Annotated in this window: 22 protein-coding genes and 1 riboswitch; of the genes, 6 read left to right on the plus strand and 16 right to left on the minus strand. The window is 59.2% G+C overall.

Features of this window, described 5'->3' with window-relative positions:
- Nucleotides 1–175 precede the first annotated feature (175 nt).
- From B3C1_RS20195 to B3C1_RS11810, 5 genes are all read right to left on the minus strand, one after another.
- Entirely contained in the window at nt 176–442 is a 267-nt protein-coding gene (locus B3C1_RS20195) for a hypothetical protein (protein ID WP_008485050.1), read from the minus strand.
- A 179-nt stretch (nt 443–621) separates the two neighbouring features.
- On the minus strand, nt 622–1,404 hold the full coding sequence (locus B3C1_RS20200; RefSeq protein WP_156804534.1) for a hypothetical protein: 783 nt from the start codon (nt 1,402–1,404) through the stop codon (nt 622–624).
- 193 nt (nt 1,405–1,597) lie between these two features.
- Nucleotides 1,598–2,530: an alpha/beta hydrolase family protein gene (locus B3C1_RS20205; protein WP_156804535.1), complete on the minus strand. Its 933-nt coding sequence runs from the start codon at nt 2,528–2,530 to the stop codon at nt 1,598–1,600.
- Between the two features lie 852 nt (nt 2,531–3,382).
- Nucleotides 3,383–4,195 (minus strand): alpha/beta fold hydrolase, encoded by an 813-nt coding sequence (locus B3C1_RS11805; protein WP_008485051.1) that lies wholly within the window; start codon nt 4,193–4,195, stop codon nt 3,383–3,385.
- A gap of 107 nt (nt 4,196–4,302) precedes the next feature.
- On the minus strand, nt 4,303–5,004 hold the full coding sequence (locus B3C1_RS11810) for a class I SAM-dependent methyltransferase (protein WP_008485052.1): 702 nt from the start codon (nt 5,002–5,004) through the stop codon (nt 4,303–4,305).
- 79 nt (nt 5,005–5,083) lie between these two features.
- Here B3C1_RS11810 and B3C1_RS11815 point away from each other — a divergent pair, with 79 nt between their 5' ends.
- Both B3C1_RS11815 and B3C1_RS11820 read left to right on the plus strand, forming a co-directional pair.
- Nucleotides 5,084–5,542 (plus strand): Rrf2 family transcriptional regulator, encoded by a 459-nt coding sequence (locus B3C1_RS11815; RefSeq protein ID WP_008485053.1) that lies wholly within the window; start codon nt 5,084–5,086, stop codon nt 5,540–5,542.
- Nucleotides 5,535–5,921: a hypothetical protein gene (locus B3C1_RS11820; protein WP_008485054.1), complete on the plus strand. Its 387-nt coding sequence runs from the start codon at nt 5,535–5,537 to the stop codon at nt 5,919–5,921. The genes B3C1_RS11815 and B3C1_RS11820 overlap by 8 nt, the downstream gene beginning before the upstream one ends.
- A 52-nt stretch (nt 5,922–5,973) precedes the next feature.
- On the opposite strand, the gene B3C1_RS11825 is transcribed toward B3C1_RS11820, so the two are convergent.
- The 6 genes from B3C1_RS11825 to B3C1_RS11850 form a co-directional block, all read right to left on the minus strand.
- Entirely contained in the window at nt 5,974–6,693 is a 720-nt protein-coding gene (locus tag B3C1_RS11825) for a YebC/PmpR family DNA-binding transcriptional regulator (protein ID WP_008485056.1), read from the minus strand.
- A 113-nt stretch (nt 6,694–6,806) separates the two neighbouring features.
- Nucleotides 6,807–8,237, minus strand: coding sequence for an amidohydrolase family protein (locus B3C1_RS11830; protein ID WP_008485057.1), 1,431 nt, complete (start codon nt 8,235–8,237; stop codon nt 6,807–6,809).
- Nucleotides 8,238–8,363: 126 nt separating this feature from the next.
- A complete protein-coding gene (locus tag B3C1_RS11835) occupies nt 8,364–9,149 on the minus strand; it encodes a hypothetical protein (protein ID WP_008485058.1) in 786 nt (261 codons plus the stop codon).
- A gap of 210 nt (nt 9,150–9,359) precedes the next feature.
- Nucleotides 9,360–10,025, minus strand: coding sequence for a 3,4-dihydroxy-2-butanone-4-phosphate synthase (gene ribB, locus B3C1_RS11840; RefSeq protein ID WP_008485059.1), 666 nt, complete (start codon nt 10,023–10,025; stop codon nt 9,360–9,362).
- A gap of 96 nt (nt 10,026–10,121) precedes the next feature.
- A riboswitch (FMN riboswitch) is annotated at nt 10,122–10,263 on the minus strand.
- 95 nt (nt 10,264–10,358) lie between these two features.
- Nucleotides 10,359–11,291: a TIGR03571 family LLM class oxidoreductase gene (locus B3C1_RS11845; protein WP_008485060.1), complete on the minus strand. Its 933-nt coding sequence runs from the start codon at nt 11,289–11,291 to the stop codon at nt 10,359–10,361.
- Nucleotides 11,292–11,332: 41 nt separating this feature from the next.
- The gene (locus B3C1_RS11850) at nt 11,333–12,508 is read right to left on the minus strand and encodes an MFS transporter (protein WP_008485061.1); all 1,176 of its coding nucleotides are present in this window, start codon (nt 12,506–12,508) and stop codon (nt 11,333–11,335) included.
- 96 nt (nt 12,509–12,604) lie between these two features.
- On the opposite strand from B3C1_RS11850, the gene B3C1_RS11855 reads away from it, so the two are divergent.
- Nucleotides 12,605–13,486, plus strand: coding sequence for a LysR family transcriptional regulator (locus B3C1_RS11855; RefSeq protein ID WP_008485062.1), 882 nt, complete (start codon nt 12,605–12,607; stop codon nt 13,484–13,486).
- Here the strand turns inward: B3C1_RS11855 and B3C1_RS11860 are convergent.
- The gene (locus B3C1_RS11860; RefSeq protein ID WP_008485063.1) at nt 13,476–14,357 is read right to left on the minus strand and encodes a LysR substrate-binding domain-containing protein; all 882 of its coding nucleotides are present in this window, start codon (nt 14,355–14,357) and stop codon (nt 13,476–13,478) included. The two genes, B3C1_RS11855 and B3C1_RS11860, sit on opposite strands and share 11 nt — an antisense overlap.
- Before the next feature lie 97 nt (nt 14,358–14,454).
- On the opposite strand from B3C1_RS11860, the gene B3C1_RS11865 reads away from it, so the two are divergent.
- Nucleotides 14,455–15,405, plus strand: coding sequence for a TDT family transporter (locus tag B3C1_RS11865; RefSeq protein WP_008485065.1), 951 nt, complete (start codon nt 14,455–14,457; stop codon nt 15,403–15,405).
- Nucleotides 15,406–15,460: 55 nt separating this feature from the next.
- On the opposite strand, the gene B3C1_RS11870 is transcribed toward B3C1_RS11865, so the two are convergent.
- A complete protein-coding gene (locus tag B3C1_RS11870) occupies nt 15,461–16,000 on the minus strand; it encodes a cytochrome b (protein WP_008485066.1) in 540 nt (179 codons plus the stop codon).
- Nucleotides 15,997–17,028 carry a catalase family peroxidase gene (locus B3C1_RS11875; RefSeq protein WP_008485067.1) on the minus strand — a complete coding sequence of 344 codons (1,032 nt, stop codon included), beginning with the start codon at nt 17,026–17,028 and terminating at the stop codon, nt 15,997–15,999. The genes B3C1_RS11870 and B3C1_RS11875 overlap by 4 nt, the downstream gene beginning before the upstream one ends.
- A gap of 103 nt (nt 17,029–17,131) precedes the next feature.
- Between B3C1_RS11875 and B3C1_RS11880 the strand changes: the two genes are divergently transcribed.
- Nucleotides 17,132–17,662 carry an RNA polymerase sigma factor gene (locus B3C1_RS11880; protein ID WP_008485068.1) on the plus strand — a complete coding sequence of 177 codons (531 nt, stop codon included), beginning with the start codon at nt 17,132–17,134 and terminating at the stop codon, nt 17,660–17,662.
- Nucleotides 17,659–18,381, plus strand: coding sequence for an anti-sigma factor family protein (locus B3C1_RS11885; RefSeq protein WP_008485070.1), 723 nt, complete (start codon nt 17,659–17,661; stop codon nt 18,379–18,381). The genes B3C1_RS11880 and B3C1_RS11885 overlap by 4 nt, the downstream gene beginning before the upstream one ends.
- A gap of 68 nt (nt 18,382–18,449) precedes the next feature.
- Here the strand turns inward: B3C1_RS11885 and B3C1_RS11890 are convergent, their stop codons facing one another.
- Together B3C1_RS11890 and B3C1_RS11895 are read right to left on the minus strand one after the other, a co-directional pair.
- On the minus strand, nt 18,450–19,193 hold the full coding sequence (locus B3C1_RS11890) for a hypothetical protein (RefSeq protein WP_008485073.1): 744 nt from the start codon (nt 19,191–19,193) through the stop codon (nt 18,450–18,452).
- 77 nt (nt 19,194–19,270) lie between these two features.
- The gene (locus tag B3C1_RS11895) at nt 19,271–20,185 is read right to left on the minus strand and encodes a LysR family transcriptional regulator (protein WP_008485074.1); all 915 of its coding nucleotides are present in this window, start codon (nt 20,183–20,185) and stop codon (nt 19,271–19,273) included.
- Nucleotides 20,186–20,284: the final 99 nt, after the last annotated feature.

Genomic DNA, 20,284 nt, shown 5'->3' on the forward strand with positions numbered 1-20,284 from the left:
CATATACCCTCAGCAGTCGCTGATAATTTCGCTCGCCTTGGATTTGCGTTTTTAATAACAAAACACGGTATCAGAGCAAAGCAAACACCCTCAAGACTGATTAGTAGAGCACTGTCGATGTATTGCGAAAAATAAATTTTTGGTTATTCAGGAGATGGATGTCCTTTTATTTTTTTTATTTTGTCACCTTATGGCTACTCAGAAGATGGATGTCCTTTATTTTCAGCGCGGCTTCATTAGCCAAGAGACACCCGCCATTCTGGAGCGCTTGGGCCTTGATGCCGACAGCTTCCTTATCGCCCTTGGCCAACACCAGCTTTCCCGTGGCACTGTGATTGGTCAAAAACAGGCGCAAAGTGCCTACGCCAAAGCCCATCATCGACGGCACGTCGTCGGCCCACCGATAAGAGCCGCTTAACTCCCCCTTCACCACCACGCTCATATACCCTCAGCAGTCGCTGATAGTCTCGCTCGCCTCTAATTTGCGTTTTTAACAGCAAAACGCGGTATCAGCGTGAAGTCAGCCTCATCAAAAGCGTATTGATATGGAAAGAGAAGACACATCGAGCTTACTCCTTATGGCTACTCAGAAGATGGATGTCCTTTATTTTTTTATTTTTTTTAATTCGGTAATTTGAACGACTTTTTAGTTCTGTCAGAAACAACTTCATTAGCTACATTGTTCAAGTATTCTTTAGCAATTTCAGCTATAAAATCATGTGCTTCATTTAAGCTCAATGAAGGTGTTTTATTATTTTGAATTGTTTTTTTAAATCCATGCCGAGAATGAATGCCAGAAAACTGATAATTGTTTGCAGTATTCGTAAAAGCACTTCGTCTTTTTTGATCTACTGTTATATTTATGCCAGAAAACTTGGAGAACGCTTCGATTGACTCAAGTATTTTGTAATAATTAACCCAATCATGTACTAAGTCAAAATACTTTAGAAGCAAATAAACATCTTCCCTTTCTGTTGCTAAGTTTAACATTAACAATCGAATATCTGATTTACAGAGTTTTTGAAACTCTTGTTCAATACAATACTTATTTAAATTACTTGGTTCTCCAAGAACTGACATTACATGTACTTTATTAACCTTCGATACAGAGCTACCTTGATGATTGAGACTCTCTAATTCAATTTTTCTAAAACTTTTGTCTAGTATTAACGAAATTCCATTAAACAATGAAACCATTTCATAACCAATCTGCCAGACTAACTCTTCATCATCTTCTGATTCAAAATATATAGAACTTAAACGAAAGTCATCGTTCATACAGTCATGCCAATGATCCATGCCACCAGAAATATCAAAGTAACTGTTTCCTTGTGATTCAGAAAATGGTCTAAGCAATCTATGATCACCGTTTATTAAGAATTCCCATTTTTGCTCGCCGATCAAAACTACTCCTTGAATGCCTAACGCCGCGCTCTACGGCAAGTTTGGAGCATAGCGGAAAACTTGTCCGACAGCAGTGCCTTGTTAGGCTATCACACTGACGGAGTGTTTTGACCGTATACAGATATCTGTGATATTCAATTAAAATCTTTAATTATATTAAAATGGTTTATCGCTACCCGAAGATATTTAAAAACTAATGTTGTGCATTATATTTAGCTTCTTCACATGGCCTGGTTTGACTTCTTAATATTTTCATTGCTGGCGATTCATCTTCCGAAAAACCATCATCAAACCAATAAGCTGCATCTGCATATTGAAGTATTTCTCTCGCTAACACCCAGCGATAATGATTGTATATTGAACTAGATCCAATCAAATTATAGGTAGTCATTGTATGTAGATCGCTAGCACCAAGCTTTTCTCTATTTAATTTATTCAGCACTTCATACTCGGTAGAGAGCAGATATATTCGATCATCAATATTTGAATGCACATCACCTATTCGGGGGCTTGGATTAAAAAGCCAAGCTTGATTAATGACAGAAGAATATTTAAATGGGTATTTTGTCACATGCGCAGCCAGCCCTCCGCCTAACGAATAACCAGTTACAACAACCCTATCCACCCCATCTGGCTTTCGATCAATCACATACTCTAAATATTTACGTGCATATTTATTTTGAAAAAGAAATATAGAGAAGTTCTGAACTAGATAATCTAATATAGAGTCACTACCATTGTAAGAAATAACGAGCTCAACCGATCCATCAGCTTTCGTTAAAAGATAAGATTTCGCTGCAAACCCAAATCCTGACATCCCTTCAATTCTGTCCGAATCGAATTCTAGTAAATGCTCCACATTCTCTGGGATATCAAAGTGAAACTCAGTATCAATCCCAGCTTTTTGAAGCGGCAGCAAGGCAATAACTGCATACTCATATGCACTCTTAGATATTCTCAGTTTTGACTTGGCAAGCTCGGGTCTTTGAGGTCCTTCAATCTCTGTAAGATACCTCTCATTACACCACACCTTACCCTCTAGCTTTCCATTATTTGTAGGCAAAATTGAGCACCCACCCAAAGCAATCAATGGAAGAATGCAAAGAAGCCTGTATATATTATGCACAGTAATTCCCCCTATTTTAATGATCGAATTTATGAGCCTAACAATAGTTATGAAGCCGGCTCGTTTTCACTCATCAGATCACTTGGAGTGTCGGTTTTAACCATCTGATTTTCCTAACGATATCTGCGACCCTATTTATCGTCTTGCGTGAAAACGAGCCGGCCTCTTTTGCTGATGGGACCGGCTCTTTTTCTTGAAGTCGGGCTCCCATCAAAACTCAATTTGCTTAGTTGCATTGGCAATGCGCGAACTGCTGCATGAGGGAGCTGCCAGATAAAGCCTAATGAGATAAAAGTTTTTATTTATCAGATGGATAATGGGGGGTTGAGTTGGGAGTAACCGAAGCTACCGCCCGTGGAATCAGGTTATCCAAAGTCCCTTTATCGTCCTGAGTTGTTACCCATCCCTGGTGGCTCCTTCCACCTCGCACGTCCTGTGCTCGCGTAATACTGCGCGAAAGCTGTGCTTCCGCTTCGAGTATTACCCTGAGTTGTTACCCATCCCTGGTGGTTCCTTCCCTGGCAACATCTGACGCTACTGCGCCCAGGCTCTGTGGCCCAACGACACCAGGCCAGAAAGTAACACTAACTTAACAACCTCCGGTGAAAGGGTAAAGCTGCTTAATTCTTAACCCCTCACAAAACGGCGTCTTTGAGCCATGGCCTTAGGCAGCTGTGGCTAGGTCTTTGTGCCAAAGGCCGTGTGGCGACGTGTTGGCGGCAGGTGGGCGGGGGTACTAAAGGGCTGGGCAAGGGCTTGGCAGAGCCCTTACCGGGTGGGCTTTGGGGTACGGGCGGCGGCACAAAGCGCGGGGGAGGGGCCTTTACCCTTGGGCAGAGGCCCTTGCTGGGGTTATGGCTGAGCCTTATCCAGCTTTTGCATCAGGGCATTGAGTTCGGCCAATACCAGTTGCGGTTGGTCGGACTGGATAAAGTGGCCGCTCTTTTGGGTGAGCACCGCCTTGCCCTGGGGAAAGGCCTGGGCCCAGCGCTGCCAGTTTTCACCCCACATTTGCCGGGCCTTGGCGGTAAAGAACAGGTTGGCGGGCTGGGCTGGGACTCTGACCGAGGCAATCACGGTCACCGGCATATCCTGGATCTGCGGGTAGCCAGGCAAGGGCCTTTTACTCCAAAAATCCAGGTATTGGTTGGACATGCCATTGGCCATGTCGTCCAGCTTTATTTGGGCGATTTCCCGGTTGGCCTGATCCAGGTCTATGGCGCGCATGATGTCTACGTCGTGCTCCGAGGACGGGTCCAATAGCAGCAGGGCTTTGAGCTGGCCTGGGTAGGCGGCGGCAAAGTCCCTTGCTACCGAGCCGCCGTAGGAGTGGGCCACCAAGATAACCGGTTCCCTTACCTTGAGCGCGGCCAGTAGATGATGGGTGTAGGCGGCGTAGTCCAGGGAGCTGAAATGGCGCTTGATGGGGGTGGAGTTGCCGTTGCCGACCCGGGAATAGCGGATCACTTTGGCCTGCTTGGCTATCTGGGCAAAGACCGGGTCCCAGTCCTTGAGGCCCGCGCTGCCACCGGCTTCCAGCAGCACCGTATGGGGGCCGTTCCCTGCCGCTTCGTATTCGATGTCAAAGCCGTCCACCTTGACCAGGGCCGGCGCCCCCTGGGCGGCCATGGCCAGCAGCGACAACATCAGCAAAATGCCTTTCATAACCACCTCGAACAGACCAAGCAAAAGCGGGCACAGGGCTTGGCCCTTAGCTTAAAAGCCAAGCTGGCCAGCAACTTAGCAAAAGCCCCCGGCAGGGTAAAAGCGCATCAATCCCCTTGGCGCTGCCCCAGCCAGCCGTGAATAAGCCCCGCTTGGAAGAAGGGGAAAACCCCGGTAAAGCCCCCTTCGGCCAGCAGGGCGGCGACCTGGGCCGGGGGCAGCACCGCCACGTCTTGGCGGTAGGCGTTTTGCATCCGCGCCAGGGCGTCGGCAGAGGGCAGGGCCTGGGACATCACCTTAAACCACAGGGCCAGCTGGGCCTGGCCTTGGGGGCTTTGCAGATCGGCGGCCAGATCGGCATTGGCCAGCAGGCCACCTGGGGCCAGGCGCTGGGCTATGGCGTTAAAAAAGCCGATGCGCTGGGCCTTGTCCATCAGGAACTGGGACACCAGCAGGCTGGTGGCGGCGTCGAAGGGGGCGCTGGGGGGCAGGTCTTGCAGGTAGCCGGTAAAGAAGGTGCAGCGCGCCGCGATACCGGCCTTTTCGGCCTGGTCCCGGCACACCGCCACCATGGCCGGGGCAGGTTCTACCGCCGTGAACTGCCAGCGGGGAAAGACCTTGGCCAGGTGCAGTATTTCGCGGCCGGTGCCGGCCCCCACGCAAAGGATGCGGGCGTGCTCGGGCAGGGCGGCGAAGGCGGATTCCAGCAGGAAATAGAGGCCGCCATTGATGGGGGCCAGCCGCGCCCATTGCTGGTCGTAACCCTGGGCTTGCTGGTCGAAAAGGGCAATGAGTTCCTGGTTGGTCATGGTGTCTCCCGGCTGCGCTTGACCTGTCATGGTTCACGTAATATTGTTTGTTACATTAAATCGTAACGGATAAAGTTACATGAAGCAAAACAACAGCCTTTCTTCCTGCCTGCACCTGCTGCTGCACATGGCCCAGGGCAACAAGGCGGTGACCTCGGAACAGCTGGCCACCTTTTTGGACACCAACCCTGTGGTGGTGCGCAAGATGCTGGCGGGGCTGAGGGAGCACCAACTGGTGCAGTCGGACAAGGGCCACAAGGGCGGCTGGCGCCTGAAAAAGCCCTTGGATGCGATCCGCCTTTACGACGTTTACCAGGCCCTGGGCTCCCCCGGGCTCTTTGCTATAGGCAACCGCAAGGACAACCCCCAGTGCCTGGTAGAGCAGGGGGTGAACCGGGTAATGGACCAGGCCCTGGCCAGTGCCCAGACGTTGATCCTCGACCAGTTCCAAACCCTGACCCTGTTCGACATAGGCCAGGAGTTCCTGGCCCATCCCTGGTCAGACACCGACACCCTCAAAGGAGGCCATCATGAGTGACCCTAGCAGTACCGCCATCCTGGCGGCGTTTTGGCAGTGCCTGGTTGTGGCCGTGGCCGCCAGCAGTATTTCCATCACCATCACCCAGACCGAACTGTTCCGCCCCTGGCGGGAGTGGACCGCCAAGAAAAGCCACATGATAGGTTACCTGTTCAAGTGCTTTTACTGCTTCAGTCACTGGGTGGTGTTTGCCGGTATCGCCATCTACCGGCCGGTGCTGGTAGAGAGCGGCGCCCTGTGGGTGGACTGGACAGTGTCGGCCTTCTTTACCCTGACCCTGTGCGCCTTTGTCAGCGGCCTGTTCTTCAAGGTGTTCCAGGCCGCCATGACCAAGGCCATGGTGGAAAAGGACATGCGCATCAAGCTGGGCCTGGAATAAGGCCCATAAAAAAACGGCGCCCTTGGGCGCCGTTTTTGTCAGCCGTTACCGCTTAGGCGAATTTGCCGTTGTGGTACACGTCTTGTACGTCTTCCAGATCGTTCATCATGCCCACGAAGCGCTCGAACTGCTCGGCGTCGTCACCGGCCAGCTCGTGGTCAACCTGGGGCAGGTAGGTGATTTCCTCGACTTCGAAATCGATGTCGGGGTTCATTTCCTGCAGGGCGGTCTTGGCCTTGAAGAACTCGGTAGGCGGCACCAGTACGGTGACCATGCCTTCGTCGGCTTCCACGTCAGACACGTCCACGTCGGCTTCCATCAGTGCTTCCAGTACCGGCTCGTCGTCGTCACCGGCAAAAACAAACATGGCGCGGTGGTCGAACATGTGGGACACGGAACCCTGGCTGCCCAGTTTGGCTTTGCAGCGGGAGAACACGCCGCGAATTTCGCCAAAGGTGCGGTTGGGGTTGTCGGTCAGGGCGCTTATCAGCACCAGGGCGCCGCCGGGGGCAATGCCTTCGTAGACGGCGGGCAGGAAGTCTTCACCGCCGGCACCGCTGGCCTTGTCGAGGGCCTTTTCGATGACGTGGGTGGGCACCTGATCTTTCTTGGCGCGGTCGATAAGGCTGCGCAGGGTGGTGTTACCGTTGGGATCGGTACCGCCTTGCTTGGCGCAGACGTAGATGCTGCGGCCGTACTTGGAATAGATCTTGGTTTTGGTGGCGGCCGTTTTGGCCATGGATTCTTTACGGTTGTTAAACGCTCGGCCCATGGGAATTCTTCTTGGCTAATTAAAAAAACAGCAGGATTGTAACCCTTGGCGGCGCTGCTGTCTTCTTTGAGTGCGCTTGAACCGGCGGGCCAGGGCCCGCCGGGGGCGGGGCCTTAGCCGGCCTTGGCCACTTTGGCCTTGGCGCTGGCCAGCAGGGCGTCCAACTGGCTGCGGTCCAGGTACTGGCCGTGCAGCACCAGGCCGTGAATGGCGCGGGTGGCCTTGATGTCTTCAAGGGGGTTGGCGTCCAGCAGCAACAGGTCTGCCACCTTGCCGGGGGCCACGGCGCCGTAGCGGTCACTGACCCCCAAAAACGCCGGGCCGGCCAGCACCGAGGCTTGCAGGGCCTGGAGCGGGGTCAGGCCGTTGTCCACGAACAGGGCCAGTTCCTGGTGCAGGGACAGGCCAGGGTAGATGTAGGAGTTCAAGAAGCCGGCGTCGGTACCGGCCATCAGGGTAACCCCGGCCTGGCTCAGCAGCGGCAGCAGGGCGGCGGTTTGCTGGTAACGGCTCTGGCGGGCGGCAATGGCGGCGGCGTCGTCTTTGGCGGCGCGGTCTACCCGCCATTGGTAGGTCTTTTTAAGGCCGGGGCCTATGTAGTCCAGGTAAGTGTCGGCCTGGTGATTGTCCTGATCCAGGTAGGCGATGATCTGGCTGCCCACCAGGGTGGGGGTGACGGCGGTGCCGTTGGCCGCCAGGTGGCGGTAGTTGGCCAGGGCCACTTGCCGGTCAAAGCTGGCGCTGAGCTTGGGCAGGGCTGTCCAGTAGGTGAGCTGGCCGCTGGCTACCTGGGCGCTGATGGCCGCTTCGTCGCGGGAGCCGGCTTTAAGCAGGTAACTCAGGTGCTCTATGGAGTCGAGGCCAGCGTCAGAGATCTCGGTTACCGGCAGGGCAAAGGGAATGTGGCCGGAGATGATAAAGCCCCTGGCCTTGGCGGCGCGCACCGCTGCCAGGTACAACTCTGGGCTCAGGGCGCTGTCGGTGATTTTGACAAAATCCACCTTCATGGCCTGGAGCTTGTCCAGGGCCTGGGCCAGCTCGGTTTCGTTGGCGATCTCCAAGTCCCCTGGCCAGATGGAGTCTTTGCCTTCCAGTTTCGGGCCTGAGGTAAAGATGGTGGGGCCTTGCAGGGCGCCGCTGGCCACCTGGGCCCGCCACGCCAGAACCTGGTCGCTGATGTCGGCGGCGGCGTCGCGCACCGTGGTTACGCCGTTGGCCACATAAAGGGGCAGCAGATCCTTGTTCTCTTCCACCAGGGCCTGGCCGCCGCCAAAGTGTACGTGCATGTCCCAAAGCCCCGGCATCAGATACTTGCCCTGGGCTTCGAGGGTCTGGCGGCCCCGGTATTGGCTGGCGTCGGCGTCGGCCAGCACCGCCACCACGCTGTTGTGGTCAACGGCCACGGTTTGGTCTGGATGCACCTGGCCTGTGGCCACGTCGATAAGGTTAACGTGGCGGATCACCAGGTCCACGTCTTGGGGGGCGGTGGCGGCGCAGCCGGCCATGGCCAGGCCCAGCAGCAGGGCGGTAAAGGTCTTGGTCATTGGAATTTCCCTGGTTTTTTGCCAACGCTAGCATGCCAGGGGGGCAGGCCTTGGGCCGTTGCGGCGGGGGCGGCACTGGTTGAGACCAGCGGCCAGGCCATAAAAAAGCGGGCCTGGGCCCGCCTGTTATTGCACTTGGCGATAAAAGGTTTGCTGGCGCCAGGCGTCAAACTGGCTGTTGTGCCGGTCCTGGATGGCGCAGATGCGGTCGTCGAGGGTGCGGATATCTTGCTGCATCTGCTCGAAGTTGAGGATGGACATCTTCCACTGGTCGGGTACGTCGACCTGGTAGTGGACCTGCTCATCGTCCTGCATGGTCCCGACAATGGGGCAGACGCTGGTGTTGGTGAGGTTGATCCAGACGCTGTCGTCATTTTCCGAGGTGTAGGAAAGGGCCTGGGTGATGCTGGTCAGCACCGGGGTTTGGGCCCATTCGACATGGCGGCCTTTTTCGGCACGTTCCATCATCAGCGGCTTGGTGGTGGTGGTCAGGGAATAGATATGCTTGCGCTTTTGGCCTATGACCCAACTGACGATGCCTTCAAAGGGGATCATGGCGCTGTTGAGGGCATGGCTGCCAATCAGGGTGTTGTAGTTGCTGTAGTCACGCTGTTCCAACTTGGCGGCGCCAACCCCCATCATGTGCAGCCGCTCCCAAGGCCGGCCAAAGCCGCCGGAACGCTCCCCCAGGTTTTGGCTGATATCCGGCTGGGCACCGGTAATAAGGCCGCCGCCCCGGGAACGGGGCACGTTGCCCTGCTGCGGCCCGTGCAAGCGGGCGCCGCCGCCCACCATGTTTTTCAGGGTGCGATAGGGGTTGGCATGTAAGGCGGCGTGTTCGCGGTTTTTCGACCAGCTGCACTGCAAGCGCTGGTAAACGACGCAGCCGTTTTGATGTAAACGGAAGTACATGGTGTGAAAGTCCTTTTCGTTGTGACGCTGTCCTTGCAAGGCAGGGCCTGCCTGCCAAGTTAAGTACAAATGGGGGGCGAAGGCTGCAAAGGGGCTGGGTGAAACCGCGCATTGGGCCTTTTGGGCTAGGCCGCTTAGGGGTAAGGGAGCTGGGGGCCTTTAAACGTAAAAAAGCGGGCATGATGCCCGCTTTTTCATCGGTGAGCGCTGTTAAACGGCTTGCTGCTGGGTGGCTAGGCGGTATTGCACCAGATCTTCGATGGTCAGCACCGGCATGGCGTGCTTTTTACCAAAGGCGATGATTTCGGGCAGGCGGGCCATGGTGCCGTCCTCATTGGTCAGTTCGCACAGCACCCCGGCCGGGGTCAGCCCCGCCAGGCGCATCAAGTCGACTGTGCCTTCGGTGTGGCCACGGCGCTCCAGTACGCCGCCCGCCTTGGCGCGCAGCGGGAACACGTGGCCGGGGCGGGCCAGGTGCTCGGGCTTGGCCCCTTGGGCTACGGCGGTCTTGATGGTGGTAACCCGGTCGGCAGCGCTGACGCCGGTGGTCACCCCTTCTTTTGCCTCGATGGTGACGGTGAAGGCGGTTTGGTTCTTGGAGTTGTTGGCCACCACCATGGGCGGCAGATCCAACTGGTTGGCCTGGGCGTCGGTGAGGCACAGGCAGACGATGCCGGAGCACTCGCGGATCATCAGCGCCATCTGGGCGTCGGTGAGGTGGTCGGTGCTGTAGATGAGGTCCCCTTCGTTTTCGCGGTCCTCGTCGTCCACCACCAGTACTCCTTGGCCTTGTTGCAAGGCGGCAAGGGCGGCTTCGACGCGCTCGATAGGGGTGCCGTATTCGGCCAGCAGTGAGGTTTGGTTGGTCTGACTCATGGTAATAACGCTCCTAGGGCTACCAGAATCAGGGCACAGGAAATGGCTGCAAAAAAGCTGCATGCAGGCAAAGAGCGCGGCGGGCCGCACCCTTACCCTTATCCTCTTCCATCCGGACTATGACCGTCGGCTCTGGACTCTGACCAGATCTGCTGACCCCGGCTGTGCCGGGCGCTCGCGGGCTTGCCCCTGGGGGCCTACCGCCGGTGGGGAATTTCGCCCCGCCCTGAGAATAAGTGATATCTAAAGGTGATTGCCGTCACAAAACGGCGGGCACATGCTACTGCGCCCCGCCGCAATTGAAAAGCGCTTGGGCAAAAAAGGCTGTTGCAGTTAATCGATTAATGGCCCCTGGCCGTGAAACTGCGGCAGCACGTCGCTGGCGATTTCCATAAGGGTGTCGGCAAGGGGCCGCTGGTTGCGGCGAAAGTGCAGGCCGATATGGTCTACGCCCACCTCCTTCATGGCGGCAAGCTCTGCTATCAGCGCCTTGCTGCCGCCGCTGATACCAAAGTGGTGGCGCTTTAAAGGCGCGTTTTTGTCGGCCAGCAGATCCAAGTGGATAAAGCTTACATAGGGCTTGTTGCCAGCCAATTGCCGCCACTGGGCAACCCGGCGCTTGTGGTCGCTTGGGGTGCCGGGGTAGGCCAACAGGCCCTGGATGTTGTCCGCCACCCATTGCAGCGATTGCTGGGCAAAACCGGCCACCAGCAGCGGCGGCTGTGGGGCTTTGGGCAAAATGGCCTGGCCGGGGGCGAGTTGGTGGTCCCGCTCCCCTTTAAGCACCGCCACGCTTTCGCGAAAGGCGTCCCCTCGGCTGGCAAAATCTTCACTAAAAAGCGGGTATTCGGCCGGCCTGTCGCCGCTGGCCACCCCCAAAAGCAGGCGGTTGTGGCTAAGGGCTTGTACTGAGGCGGCGGCTTTTCTGACCAGCCAAGACTGGCGCAGCGGCAACACCACCGCCGCCGTGCCCAGCAAGATATTCTGGGTAACGCCGGCCAGGTAGCCAAGGTAGCTGAAGATCTCAAACACCTGGGCGGCGTCGCCAAAGGCCGGGTCGTACAAGGGCACGTCTCTGACCCAGGCGGCCCGAAAGCCCAGTTGGTCGGCCAGTTTTACCAGCTCCTGGTGCTGGCTCATGTCCGGCTCGCCCGGTTTGCGGCCTGCGGCCAGGCGGCTGGCTTCACCTTGGGCTGTCCAGTCGTTGTCCAGTGGCAGCTCAACGCCGATGGAAAAGCCGCCTTGAGTGAGGGTATTGATGCTCATGGTGCGCTCCCGGGGCAGGTCAGCCCTGCCCCTTGATTGGGTTACAGGGCTTGGGCTGCGCCACGGCGGTCCAAGAAGCCGGACAAGCGGGTCAGCAGCAGGGCCAGCACCACAATGAGGGCGCCTATCCAGGGGGTATCCATCAGGTTGAGGCTGTCGATAACGGTGCCGCCGATGATGGAGCCAAGGGCAATGCCGACGTTAAAGGCGGCGATATTGAGGCCAGAGGCCACGTCTACCGCGTGAGGGGTGTATTTCTCGGCCAGCTGCACCACATACACCTGCAAGCCGGGCACGTTGCCAAAGGCAAAGGCGCCCCACAGCAGTACGGTCAGCACCGCGCCCACCGGGCTTTGAGCGGTAAAGGTGAAGGCCAGCAGCACCAGGGCCAGGGCGGCAAAGATAAGTTGCAGCGCGGCTATGGGGCCCTTGCGGTCGGCCAGGCGGCCGCCCCAGATGTTGCCCACCGCCACCGACACCCCGTACACCAGCATGATGAGGCCCACGGCGCTGGACTGGAATCCAGACACCTGCTCCAAAATGGGGGCCAGGTAGGTAAAGGCCACGAAGGTGCCGCCGTAGCCCACCGCCGTCATGGCGTACACCAGCAGCAGCCGGGGCTGGGTCAGCACTTTTAGTTGCGAAGAAAGCTTGGCCGGGGCCGGTTGTTTGAGGTCTTTGGGCACCAGCAAGGCGCTACCGATAAGGGCCAACAGCCCAAGCACCGACACCACCAGGAAGGTGGTGCGCCAACCCAGATGCTGGCCGATAAAGGTACCCAGCGGCACGCCGGTGACCAGGGCCACAGTGAGGCCGGTAAACATAATGGCGATGGCGCTGGCTTCTTTATCCTTGCTGACCAGGTTGGTGGCGATGGTCGAGCCGATGGAAAAGAACACCCCGTGGGCCAGGCCAGTCAGTATCCGCGCCACTATCAGGCTCGAATAGCCGGGTGCCTGCCAGGCCAACAGGTTACCCAGCACAAAGAGGGCCATCACCGACAGCAGCACCGTTTTACGGTTCCAGCGGCCGGTAAGGGCGGTCAGCACCGGGGCGCCGATGGCCACCCCCAGGGCATAGAGGCTGACCAAGAGGCCGGCCGAGGGCAGGGTAACCCCAAGGTCATTGGCGATGGTGGGCACCAAGCCGACTATCACGAACTCGGTGGTGCCTATGGCAAAGGCGCTTAAGGTCAGCGCCAGCAAGGCGATGGGCATGACAAATCTCCGTCAGTTTTTGATGACGGCATTCTTGCCAAGCTTACTTTTGTGATAAATGTGCGTTATCTGAAATGATTTTTTCCAAGGTGGAAAATGAAAACCCGTTCCGACAACCTTGCGGTGCTGCTGGCGGTGGTGGACAGCGGTAGTTTTTCCCGGGCCGCCGAGCAGTTGAATGTGCAGGTAGCCACCGTGTCCAAGGCGGTCAGCCGCATCGAGGCGGAGCTGGGCGCCAGCCTGCTCAACCGCACCACCCGCCGCCTGGAGCTGACCGAAGAAGGCCGCCACTTTGTCCAAAGGGTGCGCCAGGGCCTGAAATTACTGGAAGAAGCCGAAGAGGAGCTGGACGCCAGCCAGGGCAAACCCCGGGGCCGGCTAAGGGTGGATGCGGCCAGCCCCTTTGTGCTGCATCAGATAGTGCCCATTGTCAGCGAGTTTCGGGCCCAGTTTCCGGCCATCGAACTGGAACTGACCAGCAGCGACGGCATCATCGACTTGCTGGAAAAGCGCACCGATCTTGCCATTCGTATCGGTGGCCTGAGTGATTCGAGCCTGCACGCCCGTGCCCTTGGCCAAAGCCCGCTGCACTTGGTGGCAAGCCCGGCCTATCTCGCCAAACGCGGGGTGCCCCAGCATCCTTCGGAACTTGGCCAGCACCAGCTGCTGGGCTTTGTCAGCCCGGCTGCCCTCAACCGCTGGCCGCTGCCGGGTAAACCCCAGGTAGAGCCTGCCATTAGGGTGTCCAGCGGCGAAACCCTGCGCCAGTTGGCCCTGGCCGGCAACGGCATTGCCTGCCTGTCCAACTTTATGGTGGCCGAAGATCTGCGCCAGGGGCGGCTGGTCAAGGTGCTGACCCAGCATCAGGTGGACCAACCGGAGCGCCAGGGCGTCAACGCCGTCTTCTACCGCCACAGCGGCCTGTCCCGGCGTATTCAGGCCTTTTTGGACTTCCTGCAGCCGCGCCTTAGCCTCTAGGGGCCTGGCAGAAGGCGATAAAGCGGCGCAGCAGGGCGCCGTGGTATTTCTGTTTGTGCCAGGCAAGGCGCAGCTGGCGGGGAAATCCCTGGGCCAGGGGCAGCGCCACCAGGCGGCCGCTTTGCAGGCGGTCGGCGGCGGCCAGGCGCGACACCAGGGTCAGCCCCAGGCCCGCTTCCACCCCCTGCATCACCGCTTCCAGGGTATTGAGTTCCAGCACCCGGCCCAGGGTGCCGAGCCTGGGGGCCAGTTCCCGGTCGAATTGTTCGCGGCTGCCGGACTGGGGTTCGCGCAGCACCCAGTGTTGGCCGTTGAGGTCGTTAAGGGCCAGCTTGGTGCCGGCTGAGGTGCGGCCGGCCAGGGGGTGGCCGGAGGCCGCCACCACTAGCATTTCGTCGTCCAGCCAGGGGGCCGTGGCCAGTTCGCTGTGGTGGTTTTCCCCTTCGATAAGGGCCAGATCCAACTCGAAATGGGCCAGCAGGTGGCAGAGGTTGTGGGTGTTGGTGATCCGCACCTTGGCGGCCAGCCCCGGCATCTGCGCCAGCAGCCCAGGCAGCAGGTAGTTGCCTATGGTCTGGCTGGCCCCCAGGCGCAGCTCACCCTGGGGTTCGCCCCCTTCGTCAAAGAGGTGGCGTATATCCTGGACCCTGTCCAGCACCGCTTCGGCCAGGGGCTGGAGCTGGCGGCCCTGGTCGTTGAGCTGGAGCCTGGGATGGACCCGGTCGAAAAGGGGCGTACCCAGGCGCCGCTCCAGCTCCCCCAAGGCCTGGGACACGGCGCCCTTGCTGAGGAAGAGTTCCTCGGCGGCCTGGCCCAGGTTGCCGTGGCGGGCGACGCTGGCAAAAACCTGCAGTTGCTTGAAGCTTGGCATATGGTTTTTCTAAACGAGTGGTTTAAATCATTTAGATATCACAAACGATAGGGGCTTTCTATGATGGCGCCATAGCTCAAACGTCTTTGGAGCCCCCATGGGTATCGTCAACCGTTTTGCCAGCGCCCCCACCCCCATGGCCGGCCTGGCCCTGGGTATCGCCAGCCTCGGCTGGTGTTGGGAAAATACCGGGCTTTTTGCCGGAAAGGCCCAGGCCCTTGGGGCCCTGGTGGCGGGCTTGCTGCTGCTGGTGCTGGCGGCCAAGTTCCTGCTGCACCCGCACCTGTTGAAGGCCGACTTGGCCCACCCTGTGGTGGGTAGCGTGGTGCCCACCTTCGCCATGGCCACCATGGTGGTGTCCAAGGCCGTTGGCGGCCAGTTGGGCAGCGCCCTGTGGCTCTTTGCCGTGGCGCTGCACCTGGTGTTTTTGGCCACCTTTGCCTGGCACAGGGCCAGGGACTTTCAACTGCACCACATGGTGCCCAGCTGGTTTGTGCCGCCAGTGGGCATTATCGTTGCCGACGTGGCCAGCCCCGGCGGCGCCTTTGCCCCCCTGGCCCATGGCCTGTTGTGGTTCGGCATGGCCTGCTACGCCCTGATGCTGCCGCTGATGATCTACCGGCTTATCTTCCGCGCCGCCGTGCCGGATGCCGCCAAGCCCACCATCGCCATACTAGCGGCCCCGGCCAGCCTGTCCCTGGCCGGTTACCTGACCGTGGTCCCCGAGCCCTCCTTGTTGCTGGTGGCACTGCTGCTGGGCATTGCCGTGCTGATGACCGCCATCATCTACCTGGCCCTGGTGACCCTGCTGCGCCTGCCTTTTAGCCCCGGGTTTGCCGCCTTTACCTTTCCCCTGGTGATCAGTGCCACCGCCCTGTTCAAGGTCAGCCAGCTCTTTGCCCATTGGGGGCTGGACGTTGACGCCGTCGCCCAGCTGCACCTGCTGGCCGAAGTGGAGCTGCTGGTGGCCACCGCCGTGGTGACTTATGTGGCCCTGCGTTATGCGCTCTTGCTGAGCCCCCTGGGGCGGTTGCGCCTGGCCGCATAACAAAAAACGCCACCCCTAGGTGGCGTTTTTTTTGGCCCTGGCAGCGCCAGGTTGGTTAGTCCATGGGCCGGGACTTGCCAAAGCCGATGCTGCTGAGCACGGCGTCGCGGCGGATAAGGCCATGGAACAGGGCCGCCGCCATATGCCCCAGCACCAGCAGCAACAGGCTGTAGGCCAGCAAGCTGTGCAGGGGGCGAAGCAGGGCGTAAAGGCTATTGGATTTGGCCACCAGTGCCGGCAGCTCAATGCCGCCACCCAGGGTCACAGGGTAGCCCCCGGCGCTTAGCATCAGCCAGCCGACAAGGGGCATGGCCAACATCAGGCCGTAGAGCAGCAGATGGGAAAACTTCGCCACCAGCTGCATAAAGAGCGGCATGTCGCCGGGTAGGGGCGGGGTGCGGGTGCTGAGGCGCACAGCCAGCCGCAACAGGGCCAGCACCAAGATGGCGATACCCAGGGGCTTGTGCAGGTCGTAGAGCCAGTCGCGGTTGGCCACCGAACTGACCATGCCGGCTCCCACAAACAGCATGGTGAAGATGGCCAGGGCCATCAGCCAGTGCAGCAGGCGAATCGCAATATGAAATCGCGCTTTCATGATTTGTCCTCCAGCTTGGCTTGTTCACCGATGCGGCGGGTGAAGTCGTCGGAATAGACGGCGGAGCGGGCCGGCAGCAGTGGGTCGGCCGAGGGGCTAAGGCCTGCTGGCAGTATGGTGGGGTCGAAGTTGATGTCGCGGCAGGCGCCGCTGCTCCCGGGCTCGGCCTGGGTCAGCACCAGGGTGCCCACGTCGATGTGCTGGCGATCGGCAGGCCAGGCCTTGGTGGCATCGGTGACCGGGTCCCCTGGGTTGGCCAGCTGCAATTGCAGCTGCCAGCTGACCGGGCCCTCTTCCAGGCGCTTTTGGAGATCGGTAAACAAAAAGTCCGGGCCGGCGCCCGCCGGCTGGGCGGCAAAGGGGGCCTGGGGCAGGAAGGACCAGCGCACAAAGCGGCGCTCGCCGTCGGCGTTGGTGGCCGCAAAGGCGTTGAGGCTGTTAAACGGGGTGCTGGCAAAGCTGTCGGAGCGCTTGTGGTTTTTGGCCCAGTTCAGGAAAGGGGCGCTTTCGGGGTGGGCTTTGAAGAAGGCGCCAATCTTGGCGCCATCGGGCTTGCCGGTGGCAGGGTCTGGCTGCTGGAGCTTCAGCAGCTGGTAGAAATCCTGGGGTTGGCTCAGCACAAACACCGGCGAAGACAACATGGCCATGCGCCATTGTTGGCCGGCGCCGCCGTCAATCTTCAGGCTAAGGGAGCGGGGCGTGGCGGCGGCGTCGTTGCCGTGGGGGTTGCCGCCGGGCAGGGAAAAACGCCCTGAAACCGGGTAGCGGCCCTGGGTGAAGGCGGTGGCGCTGGACACCGCCGTGCCCTGGCCGTTGCCCTCGAAGTACCCGCTGACGCAAAGGCCCTTGGTGTGGTTGCGCCTTTCGCCCATGTTGTTGCCGCCATTGGCCTGCAACTGGTCGACGAGTTTGGCCGGGGTCAGCCGGGCCGGGCTCAGCCAGCCGGCCGAGTAGGCGAAAAAGGCCGCCGGCAGCGCTACGGCCACGGCAATAACGGCCAGGCGCAGCTTGGTGTTGGGAGTGTCCATCGGATGTCCTTGTGGTTAACTACTCAAGCAAGACGCCCGGGACTTTTTTTTATTCCACGGGAATAAAAGAAAGCGCCACTCGTTTGATAAGCAGACTTAGTGGATGAACTCGGACATGAATGAACTGGACTCGGTCATCCTTGACCAACTGCCAAGCCTGAGGCGCTTTGCCCTGTCGCTTACCCGCACGCCTTTTGACGCCGACGACCTGGTCCAGGCCACGGTGGAAAAGGCTATCCTCGGCTGGCAGCAGCGCCGGCAGCAGGGGGCGGTAAGGCCTTGGTTATTCTCCATTCTTTATCGCCACTTTATCGACGGCCAGCGCCGCAACGGCCGCTTTAAAAAGCTGTTGCAGCTCTTTAGCGGCGATGAGGGCGAAACCGCCACCCTGGAGCAGCAGTTGGAAGAGCACCACGCCCTGGCCCTTTTTGCCAAACTGCCCGAGCCGCAGCGCAGCATCCTGGTGCTGGTGTCGGTTGAAGGCCTGAGCTACCAGGAAGTGAGCGAGGCGCTGGCCATTCCCATGGGCACCGTCATGTCGCGCCTGTCACGGGCCCGCCAGGCCTATCGCCAGTTACTTGAAGAGGTGCCGGCCCAAGGCAACGCCGAGGGCCGGCTGAGGGTGATCCGATGAAACCTAGCCAAGAGCAGCTCCAGGCGTACCTAGACGACGAACTGGCCGCCGCCGAGCGCGCCGTGGTGGAAGACTACCTGGCCCGCCACCCCGAGGTTGCCCAGCAGCTGGCCCGTTACCGCCGCGACAGCGAGGCGCTGCGCCAGGGATTTAGCCAAGTGCCCCTGGCTGCCAACCCGGCCTTACATCCCTTTGCGGTGCGCCGGGCAATCAAGGCCCGGCGCCGGCGCCGCTTTGCCACCGCCGCCACCCTGGTGTTGGCCCTGGGCTGCGGTTGGTTTGGCGGCAGCCAATGGCAGAGCCGTCTTTATGCCAAAGCGATGTTGCCCATGAGCGATGCGGTGGAAGCCTACCGGCTCTTTAGCCAGGCCCCTGCCAAGGGTGTGGACCAGGCCCAGCTGGCCGGTTGGTTCGACAGCCATTTCAAGGGAGCCAGCCTGCCGCCGGCCCTGGACAACTACGGCCTGAAGCGGGTGGGGGCCGAGCTGATGGCCACCGCCGAAGGGCCGGCCGCCATGGTGCTGTACCGCAACGACAAGGGCCAGGCGCTGCTGTTCTTTATCCGCCCGCCAGGGCCGCGCCACCATATGCTGCCCAAGGGGGAGCGCCAAGACGGCAGCCTGCTGGCCCGCTATTGGTCAGACAAGGATTTCAACTATGCCCTGGTCAGCCCCCATGACAGCCCGCTGGTGCCCAGGGGCCCCTTTGGCAGTATCTAGAGATGGCTGTGCATGGGTGATTGAAAACAAAAAGCCGCCTTATGGCGGCTTTTTGATGCACAGGATTGTTAGTCGGCCTCCAGCTCCCTGGCGGCCTGATTGACCCAGTGATCGGGCATGTCTTTGATCAGCGCCGCCTCCTTGGCGCACATGGCGGTCATCGCCTGGCGGCCCTCGTAGAAACGCCGATAGCCGGCTTCGTCATTCAGGGCATGAATGTCTTCAAGCTGCACCACATCGTCGTAAGGGGTAGCGTCGGTAACCAATATGGCGCCGGTCTCGGCCAGCCAGTCCTGAAACCAGGGTTCGCCTTTAAGGTTCAGCAGCGCCCGCCGGGCCGCCAGCCGCAATTGCAGGTAATGGTCCCGTATCAGATCTTCGATAAGGGCCTGGTGGAAACGGTGCTCCGGCTCGGTGGCTTCGATTTCCTCTTCTGCTTCTTCCAGCAGCGCCTGGATCTGTTCCAGCACGGCCAGGCTCTCGGGCAGCCAATCTTGATCCATCACCGTTTGGGCGTGGGGGTTGTCAATCAGCCCCCAGCGGCGGCTGGTTTTGCGGTCTGCTATGGAAAGGGGCGAGTCTTGGTCCTGGTTGGCTTGCCAGTCCAGGGCTTTTTCCGAGGCCAGCAAGGGAGCGATGTGTTGCCAGCTGCCCTGGTCGTAATACAGGCCGATGGCATAGATGCCGTAGGCGGGGTCTGCGTATTCTTCCTTGAGGTGCTGAAATGCCTGGCCCAGTTCCTGTTGCAGACATTGGCTGAAGGACTGAATTTGTAAATCGAGCTGATGCTCAAGGGAGGGGGTGTCGGTCATAAGATTATCTCCTTGTTTTTTAAGCGCCGTTCCTGGCTGTTTTTGCACCTTAGCATATCCAACCCCAGGCATGGCCCTCATTTGGAGGCGATACGCCTGGCATAGCTGCGACACTCGGCAATGCAGCTTAGGATGCGTGGGTCCCGCTCGCGGCTGGCCAGACACACCATGGAGATCTGCTGGGTAACCTGGCACTCGGGGGCCAGGGGAATAAGGCGGATTTTATTCTCGAACACCGCTTCCACCCGCCTTGGCAGCAGCGCCAGGCCCACCCCGGCACTGACCATGGAAATGAGCGAAAAAATATCCGACACCTGCATCACCACGTTGGGGGTCATGCCGGCCTTGTCGAAGGCCCGGTAGCTGTCTTGGCTGGTGGCAAAGCCCTTGGCCAGGGTCACGAAGGTGGCGTCGTTGAGGTTGTCGAGATTGGTCTGGGGCAGGGCCTGTAAGGGCGAGTCCGGCGGTACCGCCAGGCAGATATCGTCTTCAAAGAGCGGCAGGGTGATGAAATCCGGGTCTTCAAAGCCGGGCTCCAGGGCCACCAGGATCACGTCCAGTTCCAGGGCCTTGAGCTTGTTGAACAGCACCGTATTGGAGTCCAGGCTCAGCTCGATATTGAGCTCGCCCTTGCGAAGCTTAAGGCCGGCAATGAGCTGCGGCACTGTGCCCAGGGTCAACGAATAGAGCGCCCCCAGCTTGAACTGGTTGGAGTACACCCCGGCCGTTTCCCGCACCGCCTTGATGGCATCGTCCAGGGACGCCAGCACCTGCTGGCCTTGCTCGGCCAGTACCTGGGCGCTGGGCAGTGGCACCAGCAAGCGCCCCTCCTGGCGAAACAGCGGGCACTTGAGGGCCTCTTCCAGGGAATGAATGGCCCTGTGCACGCTCACCGCGCTCAGCCCCAGGGCTTCGGCCGCCTCCGCCAGGGTGCCGGTGCGCATAAAGGTAAGGAAGATATCGAGTTTTTTAAGGGTAATGCCGTCGTCCACCTGCTGCCTGCCTTGCCGCCCAACTGAAAAAAACGGCCGGTAGAACCGGCCGTCTGACTATGGCGCCGCCCCCTTGCAAGGGCAATGCGACTTAAGTGG

This window comes from Gallaecimonas xiamenensis 3-C-1 (assembly GCF_000299915.1).
GTDB lineage: Bacteria > Pseudomonadota > Gammaproteobacteria > Enterobacterales > Gallaecimonadaceae > Gallaecimonas > Gallaecimonas xiamenensis.

Coding starts and splice junctions, on each gene's coding strand:
- B3C1_RS11845 (WP_008485060.1), bottom strand. CDS start 11,291: ATGAGCATCAATACCCTCACTCAAGGCGGCTTTTCCATCGGCGTTGAG.
- B3C1_RS11865 (WP_008485065.1), top strand. CDS start 14,455: ATGGGTATCGTCAACCGTTTTGCCAGCGCCCCCACCCCCATGGCCGGC.
- B3C1_RS11850 (WP_008485061.1), bottom strand. CDS start 12,508: ATGCCCATCGCCTTGCTGGCGCTGACCTTAAGCGCCTTTGCCATAGGC.
- B3C1_RS11810 (WP_008485052.1), bottom strand. CDS start 5,004: ATGACCAACCAGGAACTCATTGCCCTTTTCGACCAGCAAGCCCAGGGT.
- B3C1_RS11835 (WP_008485058.1), bottom strand. CDS start 9,149: ATGTACTTCCGTTTACATCAAAACGGCTGCGTCGTTTACCAGCGCTTG.
- ribB (WP_008485059.1), bottom strand. CDS start 10,025: ATGAGTCAGACCAACCAAACCTCACTGCTGGCCGAATACGGCACCCCT.
- B3C1_RS11825 (WP_008485056.1), bottom strand. CDS start 6,693: ATGGGCCGAGCGTTTAACAACCGTAAAGAATCCATGGCCAAAACGGCC.
- B3C1_RS11885 (WP_008485070.1), top strand. CDS start 17,659: ATGAAACCTAGCCAAGAGCAGCTCCAGGCGTACCTAGACGACGAACTG.
- B3C1_RS11820 (WP_008485054.1), top strand. CDS start 5,535: ATGAGTGACCCTAGCAGTACCGCCATCCTGGCGGCGTTTTGGCAGTGC.
- B3C1_RS11870 (WP_008485066.1), bottom strand. CDS start 16,000: ATGAAAGCGCGATTTCATATTGCGATTCGCCTGCTGCACTGGCTGATG.
- B3C1_RS11890 (WP_008485073.1), bottom strand. CDS start 19,193: ATGACCGACACCCCCTCCCTTGAGCATCAGCTCGATTTACAAATTCAG.
- B3C1_RS11815 (WP_008485053.1), top strand. CDS start 5,084: ATGAAGCAAAACAACAGCCTTTCTTCCTGCCTGCACCTGCTGCTGCAC.
- B3C1_RS11805 (WP_008485051.1), bottom strand. CDS start 4,195: ATGAAAGGCATTTTGCTGATGTTGTCGCTGCTGGCCATGGCCGCCCAG.
- B3C1_RS11855 (WP_008485062.1), top strand. CDS start 12,605: ATGAAAACCCGTTCCGACAACCTTGCGGTGCTGCTGGCGGTGGTGGAC.
- B3C1_RS20195 (WP_008485050.1), bottom strand. CDS start 442: ATGAGCGTGGTGGTGAAGGGGGAGTTAAGCGGCTCTTATCGGTGGGCC.
- B3C1_RS11830 (WP_008485057.1), bottom strand. CDS start 8,237: ATGACCAAGACCTTTACCGCCCTGCTGCTGGGCCTGGCCATGGCCGGC.
- B3C1_RS11880 (WP_008485068.1), top strand. CDS start 17,132: ATGAACTCGGACATGAATGAACTGGACTCGGTCATCCTTGACCAACTG.
- B3C1_RS11875 (WP_008485067.1), bottom strand. CDS start 17,028: ATGGACACTCCCAACACCAAGCTGCGCCTGGCCGTTATTGCCGTGGCC.
- B3C1_RS11860 (WP_008485063.1), bottom strand. CDS start 14,357: ATGCCAAGCTTCAAGCAACTGCAGGTTTTTGCCAGCGTCGCCCGCCAC.